General features: G+C 23.8%; 24 protein-coding genes, 1 tRNA gene and 1 pseudogene. 6 read left to right on the top strand and 20 right to left on the bottom strand.

Annotation, left to right across the window (positions count from 1 at the left end; translation table 4 throughout):
• Position 1 precedes the first annotated feature (1 nt).
• The 10 genes from ACQH26_RS07385 to ACQH26_RS07340 all read right to left on the bottom strand — a co-directional run bounded on the left by ACQH26_RS07385 (position 2) and on the right by ACQH26_RS07340 (position 9,844).
• On the bottom strand, positions 2-370 hold the full coding sequence (locus tag ACQH26_RS07385) for a hypothetical protein (protein WP_425382118.1): 369 nt from the start codon (positions 368-370) through the stop codon (positions 2-4).
• An 8-nt stretch (positions 371-378) separates the two neighbouring features.
• Positions 379-1,329, bottom strand: a complete 951-nt coding sequence (locus ACQH26_RS07380; protein WP_425382117.1) for a hypothetical protein — start codon at positions 1,327-1,329, stop codon at positions 379-381.
• Positions 1,330-1,677: 348 nt separating this feature from the next.
• On the bottom strand, positions 1,678-2,565 hold the full coding sequence (locus ACQH26_RS07375) for a hypothetical protein (protein ID WP_425382116.1): 888 nt from the start codon (positions 2,563-2,565) through the stop codon (positions 1,678-1,680).
• A gap of 28 nt (positions 2,566-2,593) precedes the next feature.
• Positions 2,594-3,520: a hypothetical protein gene (locus ACQH26_RS07370; protein ID WP_425382115.1), complete on the bottom strand. Its 927-nt coding sequence runs from the start codon at positions 3,518-3,520 to the stop codon at positions 2,594-2,596.
• 187 nt (positions 3,521-3,707) lie between these two features.
• Positions 3,708-5,243 (bottom strand): 2,3-bisphosphoglycerate-independent phosphoglycerate mutase, encoded by a 1,536-nt coding sequence (gene gpmI / locus ACQH26_RS07365; RefSeq protein WP_425382114.1) that lies wholly within the window; start codon positions 5,241-5,243, stop codon positions 3,708-3,710.
• A 16-nt stretch (positions 5,244-5,259) separates the two neighbouring features.
• Positions 5,260-6,636 carry a hypothetical protein gene (locus ACQH26_RS07360; RefSeq protein ID WP_425382113.1) on the bottom strand — a complete coding sequence of 459 codons (1,377 nt, stop codon included), beginning with the start codon at positions 6,634-6,636 and terminating at the stop codon, positions 5,260-5,262.
• Between the two features lie 41 nt (positions 6,637-6,677).
• Positions 6,678-7,427, bottom strand: coding sequence for a triose-phosphate isomerase (gene tpiA, locus ACQH26_RS07355; RefSeq protein WP_425382112.1), 750 nt, complete (start codon positions 7,425-7,427; stop codon positions 6,678-6,680).
• A gap of 16 nt (positions 7,428-7,443) precedes the next feature.
• Complete coding sequence (nagB, locus tag ACQH26_RS07350; RefSeq protein ID WP_281749137.1) at positions 7,444-8,193, bottom strand: glucosamine-6-phosphate deaminase; 750 nt, start codon at positions 8,191-8,193, stop codon at positions 7,444-7,446.
• Positions 8,194-8,220: 27 nt separating this feature from the next.
• Positions 8,221-9,414, bottom strand: a complete 1,194-nt coding sequence (gene nagA / locus ACQH26_RS07345; protein WP_425382111.1) for an N-acetylglucosamine-6-phosphate deacetylase — start codon at positions 9,412-9,414, stop codon at positions 8,221-8,223.
• A 354-nt stretch (positions 9,415-9,768) separates the two neighbouring features.
• Positions 9,769-9,844, bottom strand: a tRNA-Phe gene (locus ACQH26_RS07340).
• 198 nt (positions 9,845-10,042) lie between these two features.
• Between ACQH26_RS07340 and ACQH26_RS07335 the strand changes: the two genes are divergently transcribed.
• Complete coding sequence (locus tag ACQH26_RS07335; protein WP_425382110.1) at positions 10,043-10,189, top strand: hypothetical protein; 147 nt, start codon at positions 10,043-10,045, stop codon at positions 10,187-10,189.
• On the opposite strand, the gene ACQH26_RS07330 is transcribed toward ACQH26_RS07335, so the two are convergent.
• From ACQH26_RS07330 to ACQH26_RS07305, 6 genes are all read right to left on the bottom strand, one after another.
• Positions 10,176-11,296, bottom strand: a protein-coding gene (locus ACQH26_RS07330) for an IS3 family transposase (protein WP_425381867.1) whose coding sequence is annotated in 2 segments (ribosomal slippage) — positions 10,176-11,026 and positions 11,026-11,296 — 1,122 coding nt in all. Because the reading frame shifts where the segments join, the coding sequence is not laid out codon by codon here. The two genes, ACQH26_RS07335 and ACQH26_RS07330, sit on opposite strands and share 14 nt — an antisense overlap.
• A gap of 1,524 nt (positions 11,297-12,820) precedes the next feature.
• Complete coding sequence (locus ACQH26_RS07325; protein ID WP_425381862.1) at positions 12,821-13,309, bottom strand: IS630 family transposase; 489 nt, start codon at positions 13,307-13,309, stop codon at positions 12,821-12,823.
• A 40-nt stretch (positions 13,310-13,349) separates the two neighbouring features.
• Entirely contained in the window at positions 13,350-13,709 is a 360-nt protein-coding gene (locus tag ACQH26_RS07320; RefSeq protein WP_425381863.1) for a helix-turn-helix domain-containing protein, read from the bottom strand.
• 388 nt (positions 13,710-14,097) lie between these two features.
• Positions 14,098-14,592: a transposase family protein gene (locus ACQH26_RS07315; protein WP_425381872.1), complete on the bottom strand. Its 495-nt coding sequence runs from the start codon at positions 14,590-14,592 to the stop codon at positions 14,098-14,100.
• A 4-nt stretch (positions 14,593-14,596) separates the two neighbouring features.
• Complete coding sequence (locus tag ACQH26_RS07310) at positions 14,597-14,944, bottom strand: transposase family protein (RefSeq protein WP_425381897.1); 348 nt, start codon at positions 14,942-14,944, stop codon at positions 14,597-14,599.
• Positions 14,945-15,004: 60 nt separating this feature from the next.
• A complete protein-coding gene (locus tag ACQH26_RS07305) occupies positions 15,005-16,036 on the bottom strand; it encodes a DDE-type integrase/transposase/recombinase (RefSeq protein WP_425382109.1) in 1,032 nt (343 codons plus the stop codon).
• 434 nt (positions 16,037-16,470) lie between these two features.
• On the opposite strand from ACQH26_RS07305, the pseudogene ACQH26_RS07300 reads away from it, so the two are divergent.
• Together ACQH26_RS07300 and ACQH26_RS07295 are read left to right on the top strand one after the other, a co-directional pair.
• Positions 16,471-17,238 (top strand): annotated as a pseudogene (locus ACQH26_RS07300) (IS3 family transposase); the annotation flags it as partial.
• Positions 17,239-17,555: 317 nt separating this feature from the next.
• Complete coding sequence (locus ACQH26_RS07295) at positions 17,556-17,699, top strand: hypothetical protein (RefSeq protein ID WP_338975342.1); 144 nt, start codon at positions 17,556-17,558, stop codon at positions 17,697-17,699.
• Between the two features lie 87 nt (positions 17,700-17,786).
• On the opposite strand, the gene hpf is transcribed toward ACQH26_RS07295, so the two are convergent.
• Complete coding sequence (hpf, locus tag ACQH26_RS07290; protein WP_425382108.1) at positions 17,787-18,179, bottom strand: ribosome hibernation-promoting factor, HPF/YfiA family; 393 nt, start codon at positions 18,177-18,179, stop codon at positions 17,787-17,789.
• 166 nt (positions 18,180-18,345) lie between these two features.
• Positions 18,346-19,239, bottom strand: a complete 894-nt coding sequence (locus ACQH26_RS07285; protein ID WP_425382107.1) for a hypothetical protein — start codon at positions 19,237-19,239, stop codon at positions 18,346-18,348.
• A 582-nt stretch (positions 19,240-19,821) separates the two neighbouring features.
• Here ACQH26_RS07285 and ACQH26_RS07280 point away from each other — a divergent pair.
• Positions 19,822-20,169 (top strand): transposase family protein, encoded by a 348-nt coding sequence (locus tag ACQH26_RS07280; protein ID WP_425381897.1) that lies wholly within the window; start codon positions 19,822-19,824, stop codon positions 20,167-20,169.
• Between the two features lie 4 nt (positions 20,170-20,173).
• Positions 20,174-20,668 carry a transposase family protein gene (locus tag ACQH26_RS07275; protein WP_425381872.1) on the top strand — a complete coding sequence of 165 codons (495 nt, stop codon included), beginning with the start codon at positions 20,174-20,176 and terminating at the stop codon, positions 20,666-20,668.
• Positions 20,669-20,670: 2 nt separating this feature from the next.
• Here the strand turns inward: ACQH26_RS07275 and ACQH26_RS07270 are convergent, their stop codons facing one another.
• The gene (locus ACQH26_RS07270) at positions 20,671-20,928 is read right to left on the bottom strand and encodes an IS630 transposase-related protein (RefSeq protein WP_425382106.1); all 258 of its coding nucleotides are present in this window, start codon (positions 20,926-20,928) and stop codon (positions 20,671-20,673) included.
• 523 nt (positions 20,929-21,451) lie between these two features.
• On the opposite strand from ACQH26_RS07270, the gene uvrA reads away from it, so the two are divergent.
• Complete coding sequence (gene uvrA / locus ACQH26_RS07265; protein ID WP_425382105.1) at positions 21,452-24,322, top strand: excinuclease ABC subunit UvrA; 2,871 nt, start codon at positions 21,452-21,454, stop codon at positions 24,320-24,322.
• 79 nt (positions 24,323-24,401) lie between these two features.
• On the opposite strand, the gene ACQH26_RS07260 is transcribed toward uvrA, so the two are convergent.
• Positions 24,402-25,522 (bottom strand): IS3 family transposase gene (locus ACQH26_RS07260; protein WP_425381867.1). Its coding sequence is split into 2 segments (ribosomal slippage): positions 24,402-25,252 and positions 25,252-25,522, totalling 1,122 coding nucleotides; the frame shifts between segments, so codons are not numbered across the junction.
• Between the last annotated feature and the right edge of the window lie 15 nt (positions 25,523-25,537).

The following is a 25,537-nucleotide window of genomic DNA, read 5'->3' as shown; positions in this document are numbered from 1 at the left end:
ATTACATTTGTTGTTGTTGTGGATGTTGAGTTGTACTATTTGATAATGATGCTCCATTAAATTTAGCAGCAGTATCACTATTTCATGGTTTTGGAGTAACTCCATCATCTTCTGGTATTAAACTTTCAGGATTATTAAGAGCAGTAACTATTGTTTCCATTAATTCATCAGTTTCAATCGTTTTTTGATTAAAATTATTACTATCAGATAAATCTTTCCTATTAATAGTTACATTTTGTTTTACTTCATCTCTATAAAAGGTATAACTTATACTTTTAAAATTATCATCTTTATCAAAAGTTAAAGAAAAATCAACTTCATTTTTAGCTAAATATGATAATGCACGAATTTGTTCAGGACTAAGTTTCACTTCTGCTTTTAATGGAATTCCAAGTTCATCATTTTACATAAAACATAACATTTTCCATTAAAAATATTAAAATTAAAAGTTTTAGTATTTTTTAAAAATAAGTTTGATTTTAAATCAGGTATTGGTGTTACTGTTCTTGCTTCTAATACTCTTACTTTTGCTTTTTGATTTATGGTACTAAGTTGTTCTTTATCTTCATCACTTAACTTATTAGAGCAATTTACTTTTTTATTATTTTCATCAAAATAATATGCTCTTAAAAACTTTCCATCACACTTATTAAATAAAATAACAGTATTTGCTTTTTTATTTTGATCTATTAAATTATTCAAAATATCATTTTCATTTTTTTCTAATTTTAATTTTTTATCCAATGTTTGCTCATCAGTTGTTATATTTAAATCTCATAATTTTCTACTATCATCTCATTTTAAATTAATAACATTTTTAACGATAACTGGAGATAATTTTGTAGCTAATGGTTTTGGTGATATTACCTGTTTAGCAGCAGCTCTTGCCACTTTAACTTGTGCTCCATTTTCTCCACAGTAAATACCCTTTAATACATTGGGAAATAAATTATTATTTGCAAATTTTTTTCTTAATTCCGATAAAGAAATTGTTCCAATACATTGTAGTTGATTTTGATCAGCAATAACTACTCATTTTTCTACTAAATTATTACTTGGGTTTTTTGCAAAGTATACTTTTTGATACTTACCAGCAACTTCTATATCGTTTCATATATTTTTATTTTCTTGAGAAAGGTCTTGTTCAAAAATTACATTTTCTGGATCTGATTTAGCATCTGATATTTTTATTTTACCATCTTCTATTACTAAACTATACAAACCTTCTATGCTATTATTTTGCAATGTTTCAGAAATATTATTTGCAATCTGTAAAGGTTCAGGTAAATCTTCTGGTAACACTTCTGGTGCATTTACTAAAAAACGCATAGCAACTAAATCAATTTCTTGTTGCTCTTCTTTAAGAAGAGATGCTAATCCATTATTAATTGTTGGTTCTATAGTAAATCCTAATTGTGGAGGAATACTTAATGCTTTTAAATCATCAAATTGCTGGTCGGTTAAAGGATTAAATTCATATGCTTGATATCTTAGAACCTGTTTAGGATCTTTTTAATAGAATTTAACTAAAACAAGAAATAATCATTTATAAATAGGTACTTAACCAATAATTTATTTTCTTTTTCATTTTTTTGTTAAAAAGATTTTATCATTTGAAAACTTATCGACTAAAAATCTATTTTTTATTATAAAATAACCATTATAATATAAATTTTATTAAAAATTAATCAAAAAAGATCCTAAACAGGTTCTTAGATTGTCATGAAATCAACCCGCAATAACCGTTGATGTTATTTTATAGGTTTCTCAAAAAATTTTTCCATTTTCGTTAATCTTTTTATTTAAATAAAAAATATCATTATCAGTAATATTTTGAGCAGTTGTTGAGATTTTAAAAGTATCATTTGGGTCAGTAACATTTTTAATAAAAATTTCATTTCCTTGACGATAAATAAAATAGTCTTTTTCAACATTCACTAAGTTTAAATGTTTTTTAAAATCTTCGATAATTCTACTATTTGAATAATAACCATTAATTTTATAGTGTTCCACATCTCAAACTGGGTTTGGTTGCTCAAATGGATTTTGCAATTCTGGAGCATCTAATAAACTATTAATCTTTTGATTAATTAAAACATCATTTTCTTTAAACAGTCCAGAATTTAATCGAATTTTTATAAATTCTGATAATTTTATACTTGCTAATAATTCTAATTCAGGTCTTATTTCATCTTCAGATTCATCAAATAAAATTTTATATACTTTAATTTTAGTATTGTCAGTTTCATCCTCAACGAAAACTAATTGGTCTTTTTTAAATAAACTTTGATCATTTTGAGTTAATGATTCATCACTAATAAATATAGTATTAGTTAATGAACCACTATCAACAACTAATTTTCCATCTTGATTTAAACTAACTACTTTTTTTACTTTTAATGGATTAATCTTGAAAGAAGAATTCTTCAAAATATTAAGTGTATTCTTTTTTGAATATAGGTCATCCTCTACTTCAATAGCAATATCTTCAACATCACTTATTTCTGATTGATATATACTTCTCATAATGTTTGTAAATCATTTAAAATTTTCCATTAGTGGCATTTTTATTTTTCTCCTTTAATTATTACATTTATGGTGTTGGTGTAGATAAAACTGACTTAACACTTTGTTCTACTGGTTTTGATGGTGGTTCAGTACCATTAACTTCCTTTGCAGGAAAAGAATTATTACTTTGTACTTCTTTTTTGGATGCAACAGAATTATTTTGTGAATGTTGTGAATGTAAAGAAGAGGTTGTACTAATTACTCTTTCAAAAGTATCAATTAATTTTTCATCAATTTTTATATCTTTCCTCTTATGAGTCTGGTTATCAATAATATATGCAAACAAAATCTTTCCATTTTTATCAACTTCAATATTTATACTACCATTACGAGGACATTTTTTGGCTACAAAGTTTTTAAATTCCTTAGCATCATTTACATCTACAGGAACAATTGTTTTGTTTTTATCATCAATAAACAAATAACACGTTCCATTTTCAGCAAATGATAATTTCATAGGTTCTTCAGATCTTTTTATAATTTTAACATTAAGATCATCTAACTCTTCTTTATATTCTTCATTATTTAAATTATTGGATTCTGATTCAGTTTTTAATAATAATGCTGGTAATTCTTTTTTACCTAAATATTCAAGAATAATCTTATCATTTTCTTTTTTAGTTCGATATAAATGTACTAGAGAACTATCTAATTTTTCTTTTACTATTACTAGTTGTTGTAATTGATCACTATTAATTGCTAAAGGTGGTTGTTGAATAATACTAACGTTTTCATCATTAGTATTTTTTACTAAACGTCCCTTTTCATCTATATATACAAGTTCAATAATATATTCTTTTAAACTACTATCCAATTGTGTTTTTATATCATCAATCTTAACTTCCAAACTATTTAAAGTTATATTGGGTGATGATTCATCTTTTTTAGAACTTAATGATTTTTGTAGAAAGTCATTAAGTTCTCGATATTCTACTGTTTCTGATAATGGCATATTTTACCTCCATAATTTTTAATAAATGTATAAATTTCTAAAATATAGGAGCTAAATATAATAAACCCCTTATATTTATTTAAAAAAATAAAAGGGGAAACACTATATTTAATTCATATGCCTATATTTTAATACTTTTATATTCTTAAAACAAGCACTTATCAATAAAAGAAAAATCAATATATTTTTATTTAATAATTAAAGACTCACTAGTCATAACAGTTGGTTTAACTAAACCCAAAACATCTAATAGCGTTGGAGCAATATTTGCTAAGCAACCACCTGATTTTAATTTTAATCCTGTTTTACAAATAATAAATGGTACTGGTTGCGATGTATGTTTTTTATTAGGATTACCCTCTTTGTCAATCATGATTTCAGCATTACCATGATCAGCAGTAATCATTAAAATACCATTCACTTTTTTTATTGCTTGATACAATTTTCCAAGACATTCATCAATAACATCAATCGCATCAATGGCAGCATTTAAAACACCAGTATGACCAACCATATCAGGATTAGCAAAATTTAAAACCATAACATCATATATGTTTTTAGAAATTTCACTTTCTAAACGAGTAGTAATTTCGCGAGCACTCATTTCCGGTTTTAAGTCATAAGTTGCTACTTTTGGTGAAGGAATTAAAATTCTTGTTGATAGTGGATATTCAACATCAACACCACCATCAAAAAAATAAGTTACGTGTGCATATTTTTCAGTTTCAGCAATTCGTAATTGATGATATTGATTTTTACTTAATCATTCCCCTAAAGCATCAAGCATTGATATAGGTGGAAAAATAACACCTTGTGGTTTAACACTTTTAGCATATTCCATCATTGAAATAAAAAAAGTATTTTTTAATGTTGGTATTTTCATACTAATATTAAAATCATATTTATTATTTGTTAATGCTGATGCTAATTGAATTGCACGATCAGGACGGAAATTAGCAAAAATAATGCTATCGTTATTAGTAATATTGCCATTATTAATTTCAGAATTATAAACAGGCATAATAAATTCATCATTACGACCAGCACTATATTCTGCATTAACATAAGCAATAGGATCAATAAATGAAGAACCTTCGTGATTAACTATTACATCATATGCTATTTTTAAACGATCTCAACGTTTATCGCGATCCATAGCATAATATCTTCCTGAAATAGTAGCAAGCATACCAACACCTAATTGTTTCATAGTTTTTAATAACTGTTCAATATAAATTTTAGAAATATCAGCTTTTGTATCACGACCATCTAAAATAGCATGAACATAAACATTCTTAAAATTTTGTTGTTTAGCAATTTCTAATAATGCTAAAATATGATTAATATGAGCATGTACTCCACCATCACTTAGTAAACCAATAATATGAACATTACTATTATTCTTTTTGGCATGATTAATTGCTGACAATATTGTTTCATTTTTAAAAAATGTTTTATCATTTATTGACTTATTAATTAATGTTAATGACTGATAAATTACTCTACCGGCACCAATTTGTAAATGCCCAACTTCAGAGTTTCCCATTTGTCCTTCTGGCAAACCAACTGCAAGGCCAGAAGCTGAAACTTCAGTATGCGGATAAGTTTTTAATAAATAATCCAAATTAGGTTTTGTTGCAGAACTAATAGCATTAGTTGCACTAGATTTTGCAATACCAAAACCATCTAAAATACATAGTAATATTGGTTGTTTTGTTTTCATAAATTTCACCTCATATTTATTTAATAGCTTGTAACTGATGTTTAAAATTATCAGATTTAAAAATAGTAATCATTTTAGTAATAAAATCAGTAATACATTGATAATGAACAGTACTCAAAATAACAATATCTTTTTTAAAAACTATTTTAATAGATTGCTTTTTAGTAATTTTAGTAATTATTGTTTTTAAATCACAAATTGATTTTAAATCTTCACTTAATAAAATAACCATACTAGGATTATCACTAATATTATTAGAAAGAAATAAAATAGTATTAGTACTATTAGCTAATAAATTGTGTCCTTTAATTTCCATTAAATTATAATCTAATAAATCATTATTAAAAGAATAATGAGTAATTTTCAAATTATCAATGACTTCTGAATAATAACCATAAGCAAAAGTCTGCGATAAATTTTCTAATATATCTTGAGATACTATCCTCCATTTTGAAAATGACTTCAATAGTTCTTTATGAATTTTTTGTAATTGTCATAAATCTTGATAATTAGTAATATTAGTTATCGGTGCTATTGGTTGAATATTTTCAGGCTGATTAATTGCTCTAATTTTTTTATTAATAGCATTAATAGCAATAATGATTGGTTTTTTAGCATTAATAAAAAAGTTTTCAATTCGTTGTTTATTACCTGCTATTAATGTTATTTTCCGCTGATCTTTATTAGTTTTAATAGCAACAACCGCTATTTTTTGCAAATTAATAATTTCTTGTAATTCAACTTCATTAAATTTTTTTAAATAACTATATTCTTTTTTATTTTGCAATAAAATTAACTGTTCTAATGATAATTTTTGTTCTAATAAAGAATTAATGATAAATTCACTTTGCAATATTTGTTTTCTATTTATCTTTAAATTATTAAGAGCAACAATAAAATTTTGTTCAGTAATAGAAATAGAACTAAAATTAGAAGTTTTATAATTTAATTGTTTCATCAAAATATTTGTAAATAATTTAGCACCAATTTTATTATTAACTAATGATTGATGATGACTTTCATTGATGGTTAAATATAATGGAATATCGTTAATAACGATTGGTCCACTATTAACCTTAACTAAATGAATATAAGTATTAGGAATAAGAGTATTATTAACATCAATTACTTCACCAGTAAAATATTCATTAGTAATAATACCTTTGTCACTAACAATACTATCACTACTAGGAGCAAAAATAGTTTTAGTACAAATAATAAAGCCAATTTGTTCTAATTGATTAGTGTCTTCACCATTTTTACTAAACAATGCTAAAATTTCTGACTTATTCCTAAAAGCATTGACAAAAGTGGTTGCCGGAAAGGCACGATGTTTAATTTTTTTTGTTAGTTTTGTTCACATACTTTTAATTTGTATCTTTGATAATTCCATGTTTAGTTAACTCCTTATTTTTATTATTAATTTAAATAGAGTTAAATTAGTAAATCAAAAAAAGATTGTGGTACTAATGAAGCACCTCCAACTAATGCACCATCAATGTCAGGTTCAGAAAGTATTAATTTAATATTATCGGGTTTTACTGAACCACCATACTGAATACGTACTTGTTCTGCAACATTTTTATTATATAATTCACTAATAAATTCACGAATCATTTTACAAACCGTTTGGGCTTGTTGAGCTGTTGCTGTTTTACCAGTACCAATTGCTCATATTGGCTCATAGGTAATTACTAACTTAGCAATATTTTCTGCTTTAATATTTTTTAATGCTAACTTAATTTGATTTTTAATTACTTCATTAGTTTTTTTATTTTCATATTGGTTTAAAGTTTCACCACAACATAAAATTGGTATAATATTAGCATTAAATAGTGAATGTAATTTTTTATTTATTGTTTCATCTACTTCATTAAAATACATTCTGCGTTCAGAATGACCAATAATAACATGACTAACCATCATATCTTTTAGCATCTTAATTGAAATTTCACCAGTATATGCACCTTCGGTTTCATAATGACAATTTTGAGCTGCAATAATTAAAGTAGAAGTTTTATTCAATTTTAATAAAGGTAAATTAGTAAAACCAGCTGCTATTCCATAATCATATTTAATATTTTTAATTTTTATTAATTTATTAAATTCATTTAAAAAAAATTGAGTTTCTTCTATATTTTTATACATTTTTCAATTTCCAATAATAATCTTTTTACGTTCCATTTGTTTCTCCTTTAAGTTAATTTTTTTTTGATATAGTTGGCTTTAATAATGTTGCTGCTTCTTCATCAATAATAATTGTAACATCATCATGATTTTGTAAAAAAGTACATGGATAATTTGGAGAAACTTTACCTTCAACTAACTCTCGAATAGCTTGTGCTTTATTAGTTCCTGTAGCAATTAAAACAATCAATTTAGCTTGTAAAATAGTATGAATACCCATCGTAACAGCTTTGGTTGGTACATCTTCAACTTTAGAAAAAAATCTTTTATTAGCTTCAATTGTTTCTTTAGTTAAATTAACAACATGTGTTTTACTACTTGCAAGAGTACCTGGTTCATTAAAAGCAATATGACCATTAGTACCTAAGCCCAATATTTGTAAATCAATTGGTCCTTTTTCTTTTAATAATTTTTCATACTCTTCCACATTTTGGTCTAAATCACCAATACCTTTAGGAACATACGTATTTTTTAAATTAAGACTTTTAATATGATTAAATAATTGATGATTCATAAAATAACGATAACTTTTTACATGATCTGGAGTTAAACCAACATATTCATCTAAATTAAATGTTACAACTTTTGATCAATCTCTTTTGTTATTTTTTGCATCTGCTATTAATAAATCATATGTTTCAATTGGACTACTTCCCGTTGCTAATCCTAAAATAGCATTTGGTTTAACTTTAATAATATCAATAATAATTTTACTTAATAATTGAGCAACCTCAGTTTTATCTTTTAAAATAATTAATTTCATAATTTAAAAACCCCTTACATTACTTACTTATTCTTGCTGATATGCAATTTTTCCTTCACATATTGTTAAAAAAATATCATTATTCTTAGTTAATACAATAATATCTGCTAATTTACCAATAACAATATCACCCGTTTTATTTGCAATTCCTACTTGTTTACCACTATTATAAGAAGCCATTTTGATGCAATCTTGTCAATTATTATTAGTAATTTTTAATAAATTTTTAAAACCAGCAATCATTGTTGCAATGCTGCCTGCTAATTTTCCGGTTGCTTCAACAGTAACCTTATTATTACTTTTAATGACAGGTAATGGTCCCAATAAATACTTACCATCAGGCTGTCCTTTCGCACTCATGGCATCAGTAATCATACAAATTCCATCGGCACCTTTAATTTTATATGTTATTGCTAAAATATCAATATCAACATGAATTCCATCACAAATTAACTCAGTAACTAATTGATCATAATATAATGATGCCGGAACAACACCAGGATCACGATGATTATAGGGGCTCATTGCATTATAAAGATGGGTAATATGCGTTAAACCATATTCAACAGTTTTAGTTATTTCTTTAAAAGTAGCATTACTATGACCAACACTAGGAATAATATTATTTTTAATTAATGAAGAAATAAAATTTGAATTTTTATTATTTAAATTAGGATCTATCTCAGGAGCATAAACAATAAATTTTAAATTTTTGTTACTAATTATATTTCAAGATTTTACTAAATTAAGATCAGGAACATGAAGTAATGACGGAGTATGTGCTCCTTTTTGTAATTCTGAGATAAAAGGTCCTTCTAAATATGCACCAATAATTCGTGCCTTGTTACCTTTATTTTCTGTTTTCATATACTTAGCAAATACTGAAAGAATATTATCAATTTCTTTTTTGCTGGCAGTAACTGTTGCATAACAAAACTTTGTTACTCCCTCTTTTGGAACTAATTTTGCAAAATTATTAATTGATTCAATGGTACCATCCATTAAACTATAGCCATAACCTCCATGTACATGTAAATCAATAATACCAGGTATTATTGTTTGATTATGACAATCAATAACCTGAGCATCTTGAAATTCATAATTATACTTTCCTTCATTAATTTGGAAAATTAAATTATCTTTAATTACTAAAAAACCATTATTTATTATTTTCTTAATGCTAATTATTTTTGCATTATTTAAAACTAAAATTTTAGACACTAATACCCTTCTTTCTAGAATTATTAATTGTTTAAAATTGCTAATGACACTATTATACCTAAAATTTTAACTTAAACCTAAATCTAAGAACCTGTTTAGGATCTTTTTTGATTAATTTTTAATAAAATTTATATTATAATGGTTATTTTATAATAAAAAATAGATTTTTAGTCGATAAGTTTTCAAATGATAAAATCTTTTTAACAAAAAAATGAAAAAGAAAATAAATTATTGGTTAAGTACCTATTTATAAATGATTATTTCTTGTTTTAGTTAAATTCTATTAAAAAGATCCTAAACAGGTTCTAAGAAAAATAATTAAAAAAAAGGCTTAATTGCCTATATTTTAAATAATGGTGGCTCGAAGCGGATTCGAACCACTGACACTTCGCTCTTCAGGCGAATGCTCTACCAACTGAGCTACCGAGCCGTTACCTATACAATAATAGCATATAAAAGTAAAAAATAACAAGGGGTTAAAACTTATTTTTTAATTTATTTAAATATATAGCTAACTAAAGTAATGTTTACTCATAAATAATGTAAAATAATAATATGTAATTTAAACAGTTTTTGAATTTAAAAGTACAATTCAGCAATAATTAAAATAGATTAGGAAGATTAAATTATGCCAAAACCATACAGTGAAGACTTACGAAGAAAAGTAATAGAAGCTTATGAAAGTAAAAATATGAAAATTAAAGAAATTTGTAAAGTGTTCAATATCACTAGAAAGACTGGAATGGCAACACTTTTTAGGACTATTTTTTGGTAGACATTTGTTTTTGATAATTAACTGGAGTTAAGTAGTTTAAAGTGCTGTGGATTCTTATGTTGTTGTATCAATTGATGTAATCAAATAATTCTAATTTTAATTGGATTAATGATCTAAAATTTTTATCATTAATAAATTCAGTTTTGAAAGTTTTAAAAGTTGCTTCAGCAACAGCATTGTCATAAGGACAACCTTTTTTGCTTAAAGAGCGAGTAATATTGAATGCTAGTAAAAGTTTATCAATAATTTTATTATTAAATTCATTACCACAATCACTATGAAATATTTGAATATCTTTTAAACAGCGATTTGATTGCATAAATGCTTGATGTACTAATAAGGCATCTTTTCTAGTACCTACACTATGTCCAATAATTTCGCGGTTAAATAGGTCAATTAATAAGCAAATATAGTTTCATTTACCATTAACTTGAACATAAGTTAAATCACTGACAATAACTTCATTTTTAAGCCTATTATTAAAGTTTCTATTCACAAGATTAGTGATTTTTTCATCATTTACTTTGTTATTATGATTTTTGAATGATAATTTAGTGTATTTTGATATTAAATTATGCTTATTCATAATTTCTTTAATTTTTCGTCTTGATAAATAAATTTCTTGGTTTTCTAATATTACTTTTAATCTTCTTGTTCCATAAACACATTTATTTTCTTTAAAAGCACTAATAATAGCTTCATCATAAATATTATTTTGAATTTTATTTTCTTTTTTCTTTAAATTAAAATAATATGTTGATTTAGAAATTTTTAAAAAATGACACATTGTGCGAATTTTATATTTAAACTTATTGTTTGTAATAATTTCTATTTTCTGCCTATTATTAGTGCTGCTTGCTTTAAAATATCATTTTCCATTCGTAATTGTTTTAATTCTTTTCTTAATTTAATTAATTCATTTTCTTCAACAGAACGATTATCTTTAGCTTTAAAACTACCTGAATTAGTAAATTGCTTAATTCAATTATAAGTAGCTGCTCTTGTAACATTATATTCTTTAGCAAGGTAAGATACTGATTTGCCGCTTTGATATAAAGCTACTATTTGTTTTTTAAATTCATCGGTATATGAATTAATATTGGCCATAATTATAGTTCCTTTCTTTCAACTAATTTGTTCACTTGTCTACGTAATTAGTGTCCAATAAAGTGTAACCCATCCAATTACAGAACGCGAGAAATTTAAAAATTTAAGTAATTTTATTGAAATTCTTCAAAATTTTAAAAAAATATTGTTACAAATAAAGAATTTCAAGAAGAAGTGGCAATCACAGTTATTAGTGAAAAAGATTTTCCTGAAAATATAAGTTTGATTAATAATACCTCTAGTGTAGTAACAAATTTAGAAAATAGACCATTTAATATGTAAAGTTTATTTTTTTATTTTAACAAAATATATTATATAAAATAGAAATCAATTATAATTTTAATAATAATTTTCCCTTTACAAATGATTATAATAGGTGTATTATTTTTAGGAATTATATATTTGTAAAATTAAGCCCGTTAATAAATTAAATTTATTAGTGTGGATTTTTATTATTTTTATATAATTCATTAGCAAACAATATTAATTAAAAACAAATTAAATATGTTAAGGAGAGATTTAAGTGTCAGAGTTAGATTTCTTATTTAATGAAGAAAAAGCAGAACAATTTATTAAAGAAGCTAAAAAAAGATGAACAAATGAAAAAATATAATAAATCTTTTAATGATTTAAATGAAATTTTAAAACAATATTATAGTTGTTTAGATAGATATAGCTAACTAAAGTAATATTTACTCATAAATAATGTAAAATAATAATATGTAATTTAAACAGTTTTTGAATTTAAAAGTACAATTCAGCAATAATTAAAATAGATTAGGAAGATTAAATTATGCCAAAACCATACAGTGAAGACTTACGAAGAAAAGTAATAGAAGCTTATGAAAGTAAAAAGGGCGGGTAACAAAAATGCGGAATAATTTTTTCAATAATGTCTTTATTATCATTTAGACGAGAATAAATTAAGACTTTTGTTATGTAATTGTAAATTAATAGTACTACTAATAAAAATTAATTGCAACTAAAGTACTTATATTAAATTTTACTATATGTTAGAATAATGCACATAAAAGGAGATTTTTAAGATGAAAACTAAAAAATTACAGTTAATAACTGTATCGTTATTTATTTTAAGTATCTCAATTATGACTATTGGTTTAATACTAATTGGTATTTCAAATTTTAATTATATACATATTAATTGGAGTTCAAAATTAGTTTTAAGAAAAAGTAATGGATTTAATTTATTAAAGTATATAAGTATAATTTATATTTTAAATCACTCTGCAAATTTTATATGTTTAATAAATAGAAATTATGAACTATACTATAATTGAATTCAATTACAAATCGGAGTTATTTTTTGTGTAATTTTAGTTCCAATTTTTTCATCAATAACTATGTCATTAATCTTTTTAATTATTGGTTTAAAAATAAAATTAAAAAATAATAATTTTTGAGATGCAATTCAAAATTGTGAAATAATTTACAATTATTATATACATTAAATTATGTTTTTAAATTTATTTGATTACACCTAAATGTAGCCATTTTAATATATAGCTAACTAAAGTAATGTTTACTCATATCTTGAAAAACAAAATCAATAGCTTTTTTAATATTTGGTCAATAATTTGGTAATATTTTTCTTATATTATGTTTTATAGCAAATCAAAAATGTTCAATTGGATTTAAATTAGGAGAATATGGCGGAAGAAATAATAGTTTGCATCCAGCATTTTCAATTAATTGTTGTGTTAATTTAGATTTATGAAACGTTGCATTATCTAAAACTATAATTTGTCCACGCTTTAATACTGGAATTAGTTTATTTTTAACATATGATTCAAAAATTTTACTATTGCAATGTCCTTCAAATGCTCATAAGGCTTTTAATTTACCTTTATTTAGTGAACCAATTATACTCATTCTCTTTATTTTATATGCGGGTTTATTATCAAATAATCTTTTACCTTTTTCAGATCAACCATATTTATAAAATTCATTATCATCAATTCCAGATTCATCAATATATACTAAATCTTCATTCATTATTTTAGCTATTTCTTTTAAAAAATCTTCTTGTTTATTTTTATCTCTTTGTTCATATAGAAAAGTTTTTTTTATATGTATAATTTAGTTTTTTAAAATAGTTATAAACTGTTTCTTTAGTCATATTTCCAAATTTATCAATTACTTTTTGAACTGTAACATCTTTATTTTCTGCTAAATAATTTTTTAATTCATCTAAATCCTTTATTTTGTGGCTATGTCCTTTTTGATAATTCAAAATTGGTTTTATATGCCCAGTTTCTTTTTTTCTTTTTCTTCATAAAAATAAAGTCTTTCTAGTGATATTGAACACTTTACAAATTTCTTTAATTTTCATATTTTTACTTTCATAAGCTTCTATTACTTTTCTTCGTAAGTCTTCACTGTATGGTTTTGGCATAATTTAATCTTCCTAATCTATTTTAATTATTGCTGAATTGTACTTTTAAATTCAAAAACTGTTTAAATTACATATTATTATTTTACATTATTTATGAGTAAATATTACTTTAGTTAGCTATAAATACTAATATTATATGTTCTATTACCAAGCATTTCTTTTAAAACATGTCAAATATTACTTTCAGTAAAAGTACCAATATTCCATTTTTCAGATTGATTAATAATTCCCTGCTTATTATTTTTAAAATATTGTTTTTTTAGTTTTTTATGATTATCTAATTCTTTATATAATTAATTAATTAATTGTTTGTAAGGTAGTACAGACATTTTGGACTATTTTTTATCTAATAAAAGTTTATCAAAATAATCCATAGGAGTCATTAGACTTACTGCATAACGTTTTTAAGTTTTAATGATAAATTATAAAATCCTGCAATTAAATTAAATCTTAAAAATATTCGTTTTCTACCTTTTCTAAATTTATAACCAATAATTTTAAAACATTTTAAAAATGCAAAAACATGTTCAATTTTTCTGCGAGTTTTATTAATAATCTTATTAAAAATTTTAATTTTACTTGTTTTAGGATTATTTTTACTAGTTTTAATGGGTAAAAATGTATTACTATGAATTTTTTGTAAACCTTGATAACCTTTATCTGCAAGAATTACAGTTTCTGACAAAAATTCTAACTTTGAATTTTTAAAAGTTTTAAAATCATGATTTTTACCAGTATCAGGAAAAATATTTAAAATTTCATTAGTATGTGCATTAATTATGGTTTGAAACTTAACAGTATGCATTCATTTTTTGCCAGAAAATCAATCTTTTTGATTATATTTTGGTCGTTCTGTTTCTACTTCTGTTACATCAATTATCAAAATTTTATTTTTGAATTCTTCTTTTTAAAAAAATATTTTTATTTGTTAAATTATTAAACTTATTATTATTTATTAAAATGTCTTCAATTGAACGAATATTTCGTAAAGCAGTAGTATCAACCATATCATACTCAGCACCAATACTATGATATGTACGATTTTCATATAAATATCTTAAAGTCATTACTAGTCTATCTTCTATTGACATTTTATATGGCCTTCCACCAGTGGTATTTTTTAGATTTTGATGATCTAATAAAATATTTAAAATTTCATTAAAAACTAGTTTATTAATACCAACTATTTTACGAAAATATTGATCCGGTTTATCTTTTAATTCAAAATATGTCATAAAATTTATCCTTAACTATTCAAATTTTATTTTAATAATAACAAAAAAATGAAAAGTTAACTAGTTATGCAGTAAGTCTATTAATCCTAATGATTTATGTGGTTTAGAATTGTTATAATATTCTTGAAAAGAATTCACTAATTTTTGAAATAAACTAAAATCACTATTTAAATATGGTTTTATTTCAAATAAATTACTTCAATTTCTGTGAAATCTTTCAATCTTACCATTACTCTGTGGTGATCTAAACGGTGTAGTTTCATGAACTATACCTTTTTTATTACAAAAATTTGTAAATCAACGATTCCTTTGTGGTTTTCCACAAGATGTATTAGTATATTGACTACCATTATCAGTTCTAATTCTTTTAATTTTAATTCCTAATTTTTCATAGAAATTTAAAGCATTTTTAGTAGCATTTACAATATCTCTGGTTTGTGCTTGTTCAGATGGATAACAATAAGTAATTCGAGTTTTTTCATCAATAAAATCAATAATATATCATCTTTTACTTCCTGTTATATAATCTGATACTACTTTAATATCAGTTTGTAATAATCCAGTTTCTTTTACTTCATATCTCAAATGTTTTTTCTTAATAACTTTTTGTGAACAAAAACCAAAACGTTTTAATCAACGATATATAGTTTTAACCGAGGGTTTTGGCAAAAAATTAAACCTAATATCATCAATATGCCTTATTAAATAACAAAATTGAAAAGCACCTATACCAAACTCTTCTTTATACTGAACAAAATAATTTATAAATTTTTCTGATAATTCCAACTTATAGAAATATTTAATATTTTTAGGTTTTGTTGACTTAAATAATAATTCTTCAAAAGGTTTATTTCTGTAAAAAACATCATAAAAACGTTTAGCTCAATAATAAAAGGTTTGCTTTGGCATATGTAATTGAGAAATTATTTCTTTACAAGTATTTTTATTTTTAAAAATAAAACAAAATTTTCTAAATTTACGATAATAAATATTAACTTTATTAATATTTTTATCATTTTTATACTTTTCTACAAATTTGTTAAATTTATAATCAAATTTAGTAAAATCAGCACTATTAATTAAATATTTCATTTTAAACTACACCTCAACTAATAATATAAAGTTATAAAAACTTTTATTAGTCCAAAAAGTGTGTCTAATCTACATAATTAATTAATTGTTCATATTGACCATTTTCAATTAAATTTTTACAAGTATCATATTCTTGTCAATATTTACCTTTATTTCCAGCAAGTATACCAAGATATAATGTTCTAATTAAATGAAATTTATCTAAGAACCTGTTTAGGATCTTTTTTGATTAATTTTTAATAAAATTTATATTATAATGGTTATTTTATAATAAAAAATAGATTTTTAGTCGATAAGTTTTCAAATGATAAAATCTTTTTAACAAAAAAATGAAAAAGAAAATAAATTATTGGTTAAGTACCTATTTATAAATGATTATTTCTTGTTTTAGTTAAATTCTATTAAAAAGATCCTAAACAGGTTCTAAATCAACATATTATTTTAATTTAAAGAAAAAAGAAAATAAAATTCAAAATAATATTTATGATGAAGCTATTATTAATGCTTTTAAAGAAAATAAATGTGTTTATGGAACAAGAAGATTAAAAGTAATATTAGAAAACCAAGAAATTTATTTATCAAGACGAAAAATTAAAGAAATTATGAATAAGCATAATTTAATATCAAAATACACTAAATTATCATTCAAAAATCATAATAACAAAGTAAATGATGAAAAAATCACTAATCTTGTGAATAGAAACTTTAATAATAGGCTTAAAAATGAAGTTATTGTCAGTGATTTAACTTATGTTCAAGTTAATGGTAAATGAAACTATATTTGCTTATTAATTGACCTATTTAACCGCGAAATTATTGGACATAGTGTAGGTACTAGAAAAGATGCCTTATTAGTACATCAAGCATTTATGCAATCAAATCGCTGTTTAAAAGATATTCAAATATTTCATAGTGATTGTGGTAATGAATTTAATAATAAAATTATTGATAAACTTTTACTAGCATTCAATATTACTCGCTCTTTAAGCAAAAAAGGTTGTCCTTATGACAATGCTGTTGCTGAAGCAACTTTTAAAACTTTCAAAACTGAATTTATTAATGATAAAAATTTTAGATCATTAATCCAATTAAAATTAGAATTATTTGATTACATCAATTGATACAACAACATAAGAATCCACAGCACTTTAAACTACTTAACTCCAGTTAATTATCAAAAACAAATGTCTACCAAAAAATAGTCCTAAAAAGTGTTGCCATTCCAATTTAATAATACAACTACTTTAGCTATAATTTTTTATAAAATTTGTATAAAAGATAACGCAACTAATAGTGATATTAGTGATTTTTTTATTGAAAAATATACAAAAAAATTATTAATACTTTTAAAAATCTCTATTATATTTTTTATTACTATAACTATATCAAACATTTTAGAATTAGAGATAACAAAAAAAAGAAACATATTTCAACAAAAAACTATCAAGATAATTTAAATATACAATTAATTAAAGAAATAAAAAAAAGTCTTGAATATGCCATTTTAATAATAAACAAAATGGATACAAATATTTATAAGCGAAATTTAAAAATAACACCAGAAGAAAATTTACAAAAAAAAGCACAAGATGCAGAAAATGAAAAATATGATGCATCATATTTAAATAAAAAAACTAATGCTAATAATTGTATACTTTCATAAAATTTGAAGATAGAATTAATCTGAACTAGTAACTTTGTAAAACAAAGATACACAGATTACATAAAAGCCTCTTCATAAACGTTTTCTTTAATCTTTGTTTTCTGTTACGTCAATAATAACTTCACTATTATCATCAAGAATTTCTTTAGTTATAAATTGACCAACGCTTTCAACACCAGTTTTATCAGCAACAGTTTTTAAACGACTTAATTGTTTTTCCAACGGAACCAATGTTTTATTAATGCCAACATAAAGATCGTGATTTTCTACTAAACACTGTAAAAAATTATTATTTAATAACTGAATATGAACGGAAATATTATAGGTATGATTACTATTTCTTTCAATACCAACTTTAGCAATCATATCTTTTTTAATATATTTAGAATACTTTTCTTGTAAATAATTAAAATTTTTATCAACAGCATTTTTAATTTCATAAGTAATATTAATATTTTTTCCATGGACAATAACTTGCATGATTAATTGCTCCTATCTTTTAATTATTATATACATTTTCCCATAAACAAATAAATTTTAAAAGATAATAGTGTAATTAAATTTAAATTATTAACAACTAAGCAAAATACCAATTATATTTATAATATGCTCAATATAATCTTCAGTTAAATTAATGATTAATACTCTATTTTTTATCTTTTCATGATTTTTGTTTTAAAAAATTTTGTTTTCCATTAAAAGCAATAGCTGTTTTTCAACGTGGATAATTATTACCTTTAGTAATAGCATTAGTATTATTCATTGGTTGTAAATTACTAATATCAGAAGTGCCTCCATGAAATAAAGGTCGTTGATGTATAATAGTTCAATTATAACTTTTAGGATCATCATTAAGTTTAACATTACTAATAAAGTTATTTCTAAACATTAGCGCACCTGCATAGTCTTTTCGATATAACTGTGGATTATAATCATCAATAATTTCTCCTTTATTTCATACTTCTTCAATTTGTTGTGGTGTTCAAGTTACTTCACTATTAACAACATTACTACTGTTATTAGTTTGAACAGGATTCGGATTACTAGTTACTTGATTATCAAGTAATTTTGATTGTGGAAGTGCACCTCCACCAGTATTATTAATAACTATATTTATACCTTGTGTTGATTTATCGTGTTCATTAAAAAATCGATCTGTAAATGATGGTCCAATAGTTTGTTCACCAAAAAGAGAATTTTGTTCAACACTCGCGGATATTTCTGTTGCTGATAAAGCATTATTTTTTGTCAATGATAATGCTTTTTTTCATTTATTTCTTAGATTAGCCATTATTAATCATAAAGAAAAAAGTACTAAAAAGAAACTACAAATTAATGCAAAGCCTCAAGGTAAAATAAAAAATAAAACATTAATAATTTTTTTGTCCATAACATAACTATAAATTTTTTTATAACCATAACTTATTAATAATCCTGAACCAATAAGTAAGACAAGCGAAATTACTACTACTATTAATGCTCATACTAAAGTTATTACTCCATATTTATTTAAAAAAATAAATGGAATTGTAATAAACACTAGAGTAATAACCGAAAAAATTAGAGTAAAAATTGTTAAAATCTGAAAAGTAAAAGTAAATGTAATGCCTTTACTATTAATTACTTCAGTTAAAATTGTTAAAATTTCGTTAACATTAGTACGATAAAGTATAAGTCATAATACTCAACTTATAATCAAAGTTATTGCCATTAACCCCGAACTAACAATAATTCCTCAACGATTATGAGAATTAATGTTTCTATAATTCTCTGCTGACACTTCCATACTAAAACCTCACAACTCTAAAATCTCATATATTAAATTCTATCATAAATGATGATTAACATGTTTAACGATAATTATGAAATATAAATGAAAATATAACCTTTATAAAAATACTTCTTGAAAATTAAAATTTAGATTTAACTTAATAAAAATGTATCATAATATTTTTAATAAACTTTAAATTTGCAATGTTCTTGCGAATAATTTTTTGTTAAAGATTGTTGATTTTGTGATTCTGATTTATTAATTTTTTCAATAGACTTACTGCATAACTAGTTAACTTTTCATTTTTTTGTTATTATTAAAATAAAATTTGAATAGTTAAGGATAAATTTTATGACATATTTTGAATTAAAAGATAAACCGGATCAATATTTTCGTAAAATAGTTGGTATTAATAAACTAGTTTTTAATGAAATTTTAAATATTTTATTAGATCATCAAAATCTAAAAAATACCACTGGTGGAAGGCCATATAAAATGTCAATAGAAGATAGACTAGTAATGACTTTAAGATATTTATATGAAAATCGTACATATCATAGTATTGGTGCTGAGTATGATATGGTTGATACTACTGCTTTACGAAATATTCGTTCAATTGAAGACATTTTAATAAATAATAATAAGTTTAATAATTTAACAAATAAAAATATTTTTTTAAAAAGAAGAATTCAAAAATAAAATTTTGATAATTGATGTAACAGAAGTAGAAACAGAACGACCAAAATATAATCAAAAAGATTGATTTTCTGGCAAAAAATGAATGCATACTGTTAAGTTTCAAACCATAATTAATGCACATACTAATGAAATTTTAAATATTTTTCCTGATACTGGTAAAAATCATGATTTTAAAACTTTTAAAAATTCAAAGTTAGAATTTTTGTCAGAAACTGTAATTCTTGCAGATAAAGGTTATCAAGGTTTACAAAAAATTCATAGTAATACATTTTTACCCATTAAAACTAGTAAAAATAATCCTAAAACAAGTAAAATTAAAATTTTTAATAAGATTATTAATAAAACTCGCAGAAAAATTGAACATGTTTTTGCATTTTTAAAATGTTTTAAAATTATTGGTTATAAATTTAGAAAAGGTAGAAAACGAATATTTTTAAGATTTAATTTAATTGCAGGATTTTATAATTTATCATTAAAACTTAAAAACGTTATGCAGTAAGTCTAATTTAGTTTTTTAAAATAGTTATAAACTGTTTCTTTAGTCATATTTCCAAATTTATCAATTACTTTTTGAACTGTAACATCTTTATTTTCTGCTAAATAATTTTTTAATTCATCTAAATCCTTTATTTTGTGGCTATGTCCTTTTTGATAATTCAAAATTGGTTTTATATGCCCAGTTTCTTTTTTTCTTTTTCTTCATAAAAATAAAGTCTTTCTAGTGATATTGAACACTTTACAAATTTCTTTAATTTTCATATTTTTACTTTCATAAGCTTATATTACTTTTCTTCGTAAGTCTTAACTGTATGGTTTTGGCATAATTTAATCTTCCTAATCTATTTTAATTATTGCTGAATTGTACTTTTAAATTCAAAAACTGTTTAAATTACATATTATTATTTTACATTATTTATGAGTAAATATTACTTTAGTTAGCTATAATTTAAGTAAATAAAATTATTCCAATTATTTTTTATTAGAAAAAAATATTGGAATATAACATTTTTTAGTAATAATTAATTCTATTTTTTAAATTTTATTATAAAATGAGCAATTGCTGTATTTCATTTTTGAATATATATTGTTCATTTTTTTGTAATTTAAGTTTTTATATACTTTCTTTTGCAATAAATAATTTTAAAATTTTTAATATTGATTTAGATAATATTTTAAACTAATTATAATTGATATTCTTTAATATTAATTAGTAATAATGCTATTAAAGTTAAATATATATAGTATATAATTAATTAGAAAGAGCATATAAGTGGAGGAATAAATGACAGATAATCAAAAATATATTACTGTTAAAGGTGCACGTGAACATAATTTAAAAAATATTAATATTAAAATTCCAAAGTATAAGTTAGTAGTTATTACTGGTGTCTCAGGAAGTGGTAAATCATCATTAGCTTTTAATACAATTTATGCAGAAGGAAGGCGAAGATATGTTGAATCACTTTCAGCCTATGCTCGTCAATTTTTAGGAAACAGCGAAAAACCTGATGTTGATGCTATTGATGGTTTAGCACCAGCAATTTCTATTGATCAAAAAACTACAAGTAATAATCCTCGCAGTACTGTTGGTACTGTTACTGAAATTTATGATTATTTGCGTTTACTTTATGCACGGATTGGAACTCCTTATTGTAATAAGGAACATGGTCCAATTAGCACGCAAACTTTAAAAGAAATGGTTAATAAAATTAAAACGTTAGAAGATAATACTAATATTGAAATTTTAGCACCAGTTATTAATGCTAAAAAAGGTAGTCATCAAGATTTATTAGCAAAATTAAAACAAGAAAATTTTTTGCGAGTTAAAATTAATAATAAAATATATAGTTTAGATGAACCAATTGAATTGAATAAATCATTACGTCATGATATTGATATTGTTATTGATCGTATTAAATTTACCAATGATGATAATACTATTTCACGAATTCATGATGCTTTAGAAGTTACTTTAAATCATAGTAATGGTTTAGCAAAGGTTATTTTATCGCAAACAAATGAAACGTGATTATTTTCTCAAAAATATGCTTGTAAAATTTGTGGATTTTCAATTCCCAGTTTAGAACCGCGTTTATTTTCTTTTAATGCACCAAGTGGAGCGTGTTTTGATTGTAAAGGCTTGGGAGTAAAATTAGAAGTTGACGAAGAATTATTAATGCCAGATTTAAAACTATCAATTAATGATGGTGGCATTGAGTATTATAAAAACTTAGTTGGTACTAGTAATTTAGAATGACAAAAATTAAAAGTTCTTTGTTATCATTATTTAATTGATTTGAATCAGCCATTAAAAAATTTAACAAAAACACAACTTAATTATATTATGCGCGGTAGTGATGAAGCCATTACTTTCAGTATTACTTCGGCAAATGGTCGTAAATATCCTAATCATGATTATATTGAAGGCATTGCCACTTTAATTGAAAGACGTTTTTTAGAAACAACTAGTGATTTTGCCCGTGATTATTATCGTAAATTTATGAGTGAACGCACTTGTTTAACTTGTCAAGGAACAAGATTAAATGAATTTGCATTAGCAGTTAAAATTAAAGATGAAAATAATAAAGAAATGAATATTAGTCAGTATACTAATTTAGACATCGAAGAAAGTTTAACATTTATGTTAAATATTAAATTATTACCTTATCAACAAGAAATTGCTAAATTAATATTAGTAGAAATCATTAATCGTTTAAGTTTTTTAACTAATGTTGGTTTAGGTTATTTAAACTTATCGCGAATGGCACAAACTTTATCTGGTGGTGAATCACAACGAATTCGATTAGCAACTCAAATTGGTTCGCAATTAACGGGAGTATTGTATGTTCTTGATGAACCTTCAATTGGTTTACATCAACGTGATAATGTTAAGTTAATTGAAACTTTAAAACAAATGCGAGATCTTGATAATACATTATTAGTAGTAGAACACGATGAAGATACAATGTGAGCAGCAGATTGATTAATTGATATTGGTCCAAAAGCCGGAATTTATGGTGGTGAAGTAATTGCTGAAGGTACACCACAGCAAGTTGCTAATAATCCTAATTCAATTACTGGACAATATTTAAATGGTGAAAAATTTATTGCGTTACCTAAATCAAGAAGAAGTGGTAATGGTAAAGTTATTGAAATTCAAGAAGCACAAGCTAATAATTTACGTAAAATAAATGTTAAATTACCTTTAGGTAAATTTATTTGTGTTACTGGTGTTTCAGGAAGTGGTAAATCAACGCTTGTTAATGATATTTTATATACTAGTATTCAAAAGTATTTGGGTTTAAAGGGACAACGACCAGGAAAACATAAAGCAATAAAAGGGATTGAATTTATTGATAAAATTGTTGCTATTTCGCAAGAACCAATTGGCAGAACACCAAGGAGTAATCCCGCTACTTATACTTCAGTTTTTGATGATATTCGTGATTTATTTACACAAACACCAGAAGCAAAAATTAGAGGATATGCTAAAGGTAGATTTTCATTTAATGTACTAGGAGGAAGATGTGAACGTTGTTCTGGCGATGGTGTTATTAAAATTGCGATGCATTTTTTACCAGATGTTTATGTAACTTGCGAAATTTGTGAAGGAAAACGTTATAATAGTGAAACATTACAAGTTAAATATAAAGGTAAAAATATTTATGATGTACTAGAACTGCCTGTTGATTTAGCATTAACTTTTTTTGCTAATCATCCAAAAATCCATAAAAAATTATCAATGATACAAGAAGTGGGATTAGGATATGTAAAATTAGGGCAACCCGCTACTGAATTATCTGGTGGTGAAGCACAAAGAGTGAAACTAGCTAAAGAATTACAAAAACGTGCTACTGGCAAAACTATGTATATTTTAGATGAACCAACTACTGGTTTACACGTTGATGATATTAAAAGGTTAATTGAAGTTTTAAATAAAATTGTTAATCATGGTGATACTGTTGTTGTAATTGAACATAACTTAGAAGTTATTAAAGTTGCTGATTACATTATTGATCTAGGACCTGAGGGTGGTAAATTTGGTGGTGAAATCATTGCTACAGGAACACCAGAACAAGTAATAACAAATCCTAAGTCTTATACTGGACAATATTTAAAAGCAGTTATTAATCGCGATTTGAATAGAAAATAATTAAAATATTTTCTGTAGTATTCTTGAATTTTAACAAAAGAAGTGGAGAAATAAAATGGAATGGCAACACTTTTTAGGACTATTTTTTGGTAGACATTTGTTTTTGATAATTAACTGGAGTTAAGTAGTTTAAAGTGCTGTGGATTCTTATGTTGTTGTATCAATTGATGTAATCAAATAATTCTAATTTTAATTGGATTAATGATCTAAAATTTTTATCATTAATAAATTCAGTTTTGAAAGTTTTAAAAGTTGCTTCAGCAACAGCATTGTCATAAGGACAACCTTTTTTGCTTAAAGAGCGAGTAATATTGAATGCTAGTAAAAGTTTATCAATAATTTTATTATTAAATTCATTACCACAATCACTATGAAATATTTGAATATCTTTTAAACAGCGATTTGATTGCATAAATGCTTGATGTACTAATAAGGCATCTTTTCTAGTACCTACACTATGTCCAATAATTTCGCGGTTAAATAGGTCAATTAATAAGCAAATATAGTTTCATTTACCATTAACTTGAACATAAGTTAAATCACTGACAATAACTTCATTTTTAAGCCTATTATTAAAGTTTCTATTCACAAGATTAGTGATTTTTTCATCATTTACTTTGTTATTATGATTTTTGAATGATAATTTAGTGTATTTTGATATTAAATTATGCTTATTCATAATTTCTTTAATTTTTCGTCTTGATAAATAAATTTCTTGGTTTTCTAATATTACTTTTAATCTTCTTGTTCCATAAACACATTTATTTTCTTTAAAAGCACTAATAATAGCTTCATCATAAATATTATTTTGAATTTTATTTTCTTTTTTCTTTAAATTAAAATAATATGTTGATTTAGAAATTTTTAAAAAATGACACATTGTGCGAATTTTATATTTAAACTTATTGTTTGTAATAATTTCTATTTTCTGCCTATTATTAGTGCTGCTTGCTTTAAAATATCATTTTCCATTCGTAATTGTTTTAATTCTTTTCTTAATTTAATTAATTCATTTTCTTCAACAGAACGATTATCTTTAGCTTTAAAACTACCTGAATTAGTAAATTGCTTAATTCAATTATAAGTAGCTGCTCTTGTAACATTATATTCTTTAGCAAGGTAAGATACTGATTTGCCGCTTTGATATAAAGCTACTATTTGTTTTTTAAATTCATCGGTATATGAATTAATATTGGCCATAATTATAGTTCCTTT

The organism is Spiroplasma endosymbiont of Melieria omissa, assembly GCF_964031175.1.
Classification (GTDB): Bacteria; Bacillota_I; Bacilli_A; order Mycoplasmatales; family VBWQ01; genus Spiroplasma_E; species Spiroplasma_E ixodetis_A.
The sequence above is the reverse complement of the archived record's forward strand: the minus strand, read 5'-3'. Positions and strand labels throughout refer to the sequence as shown.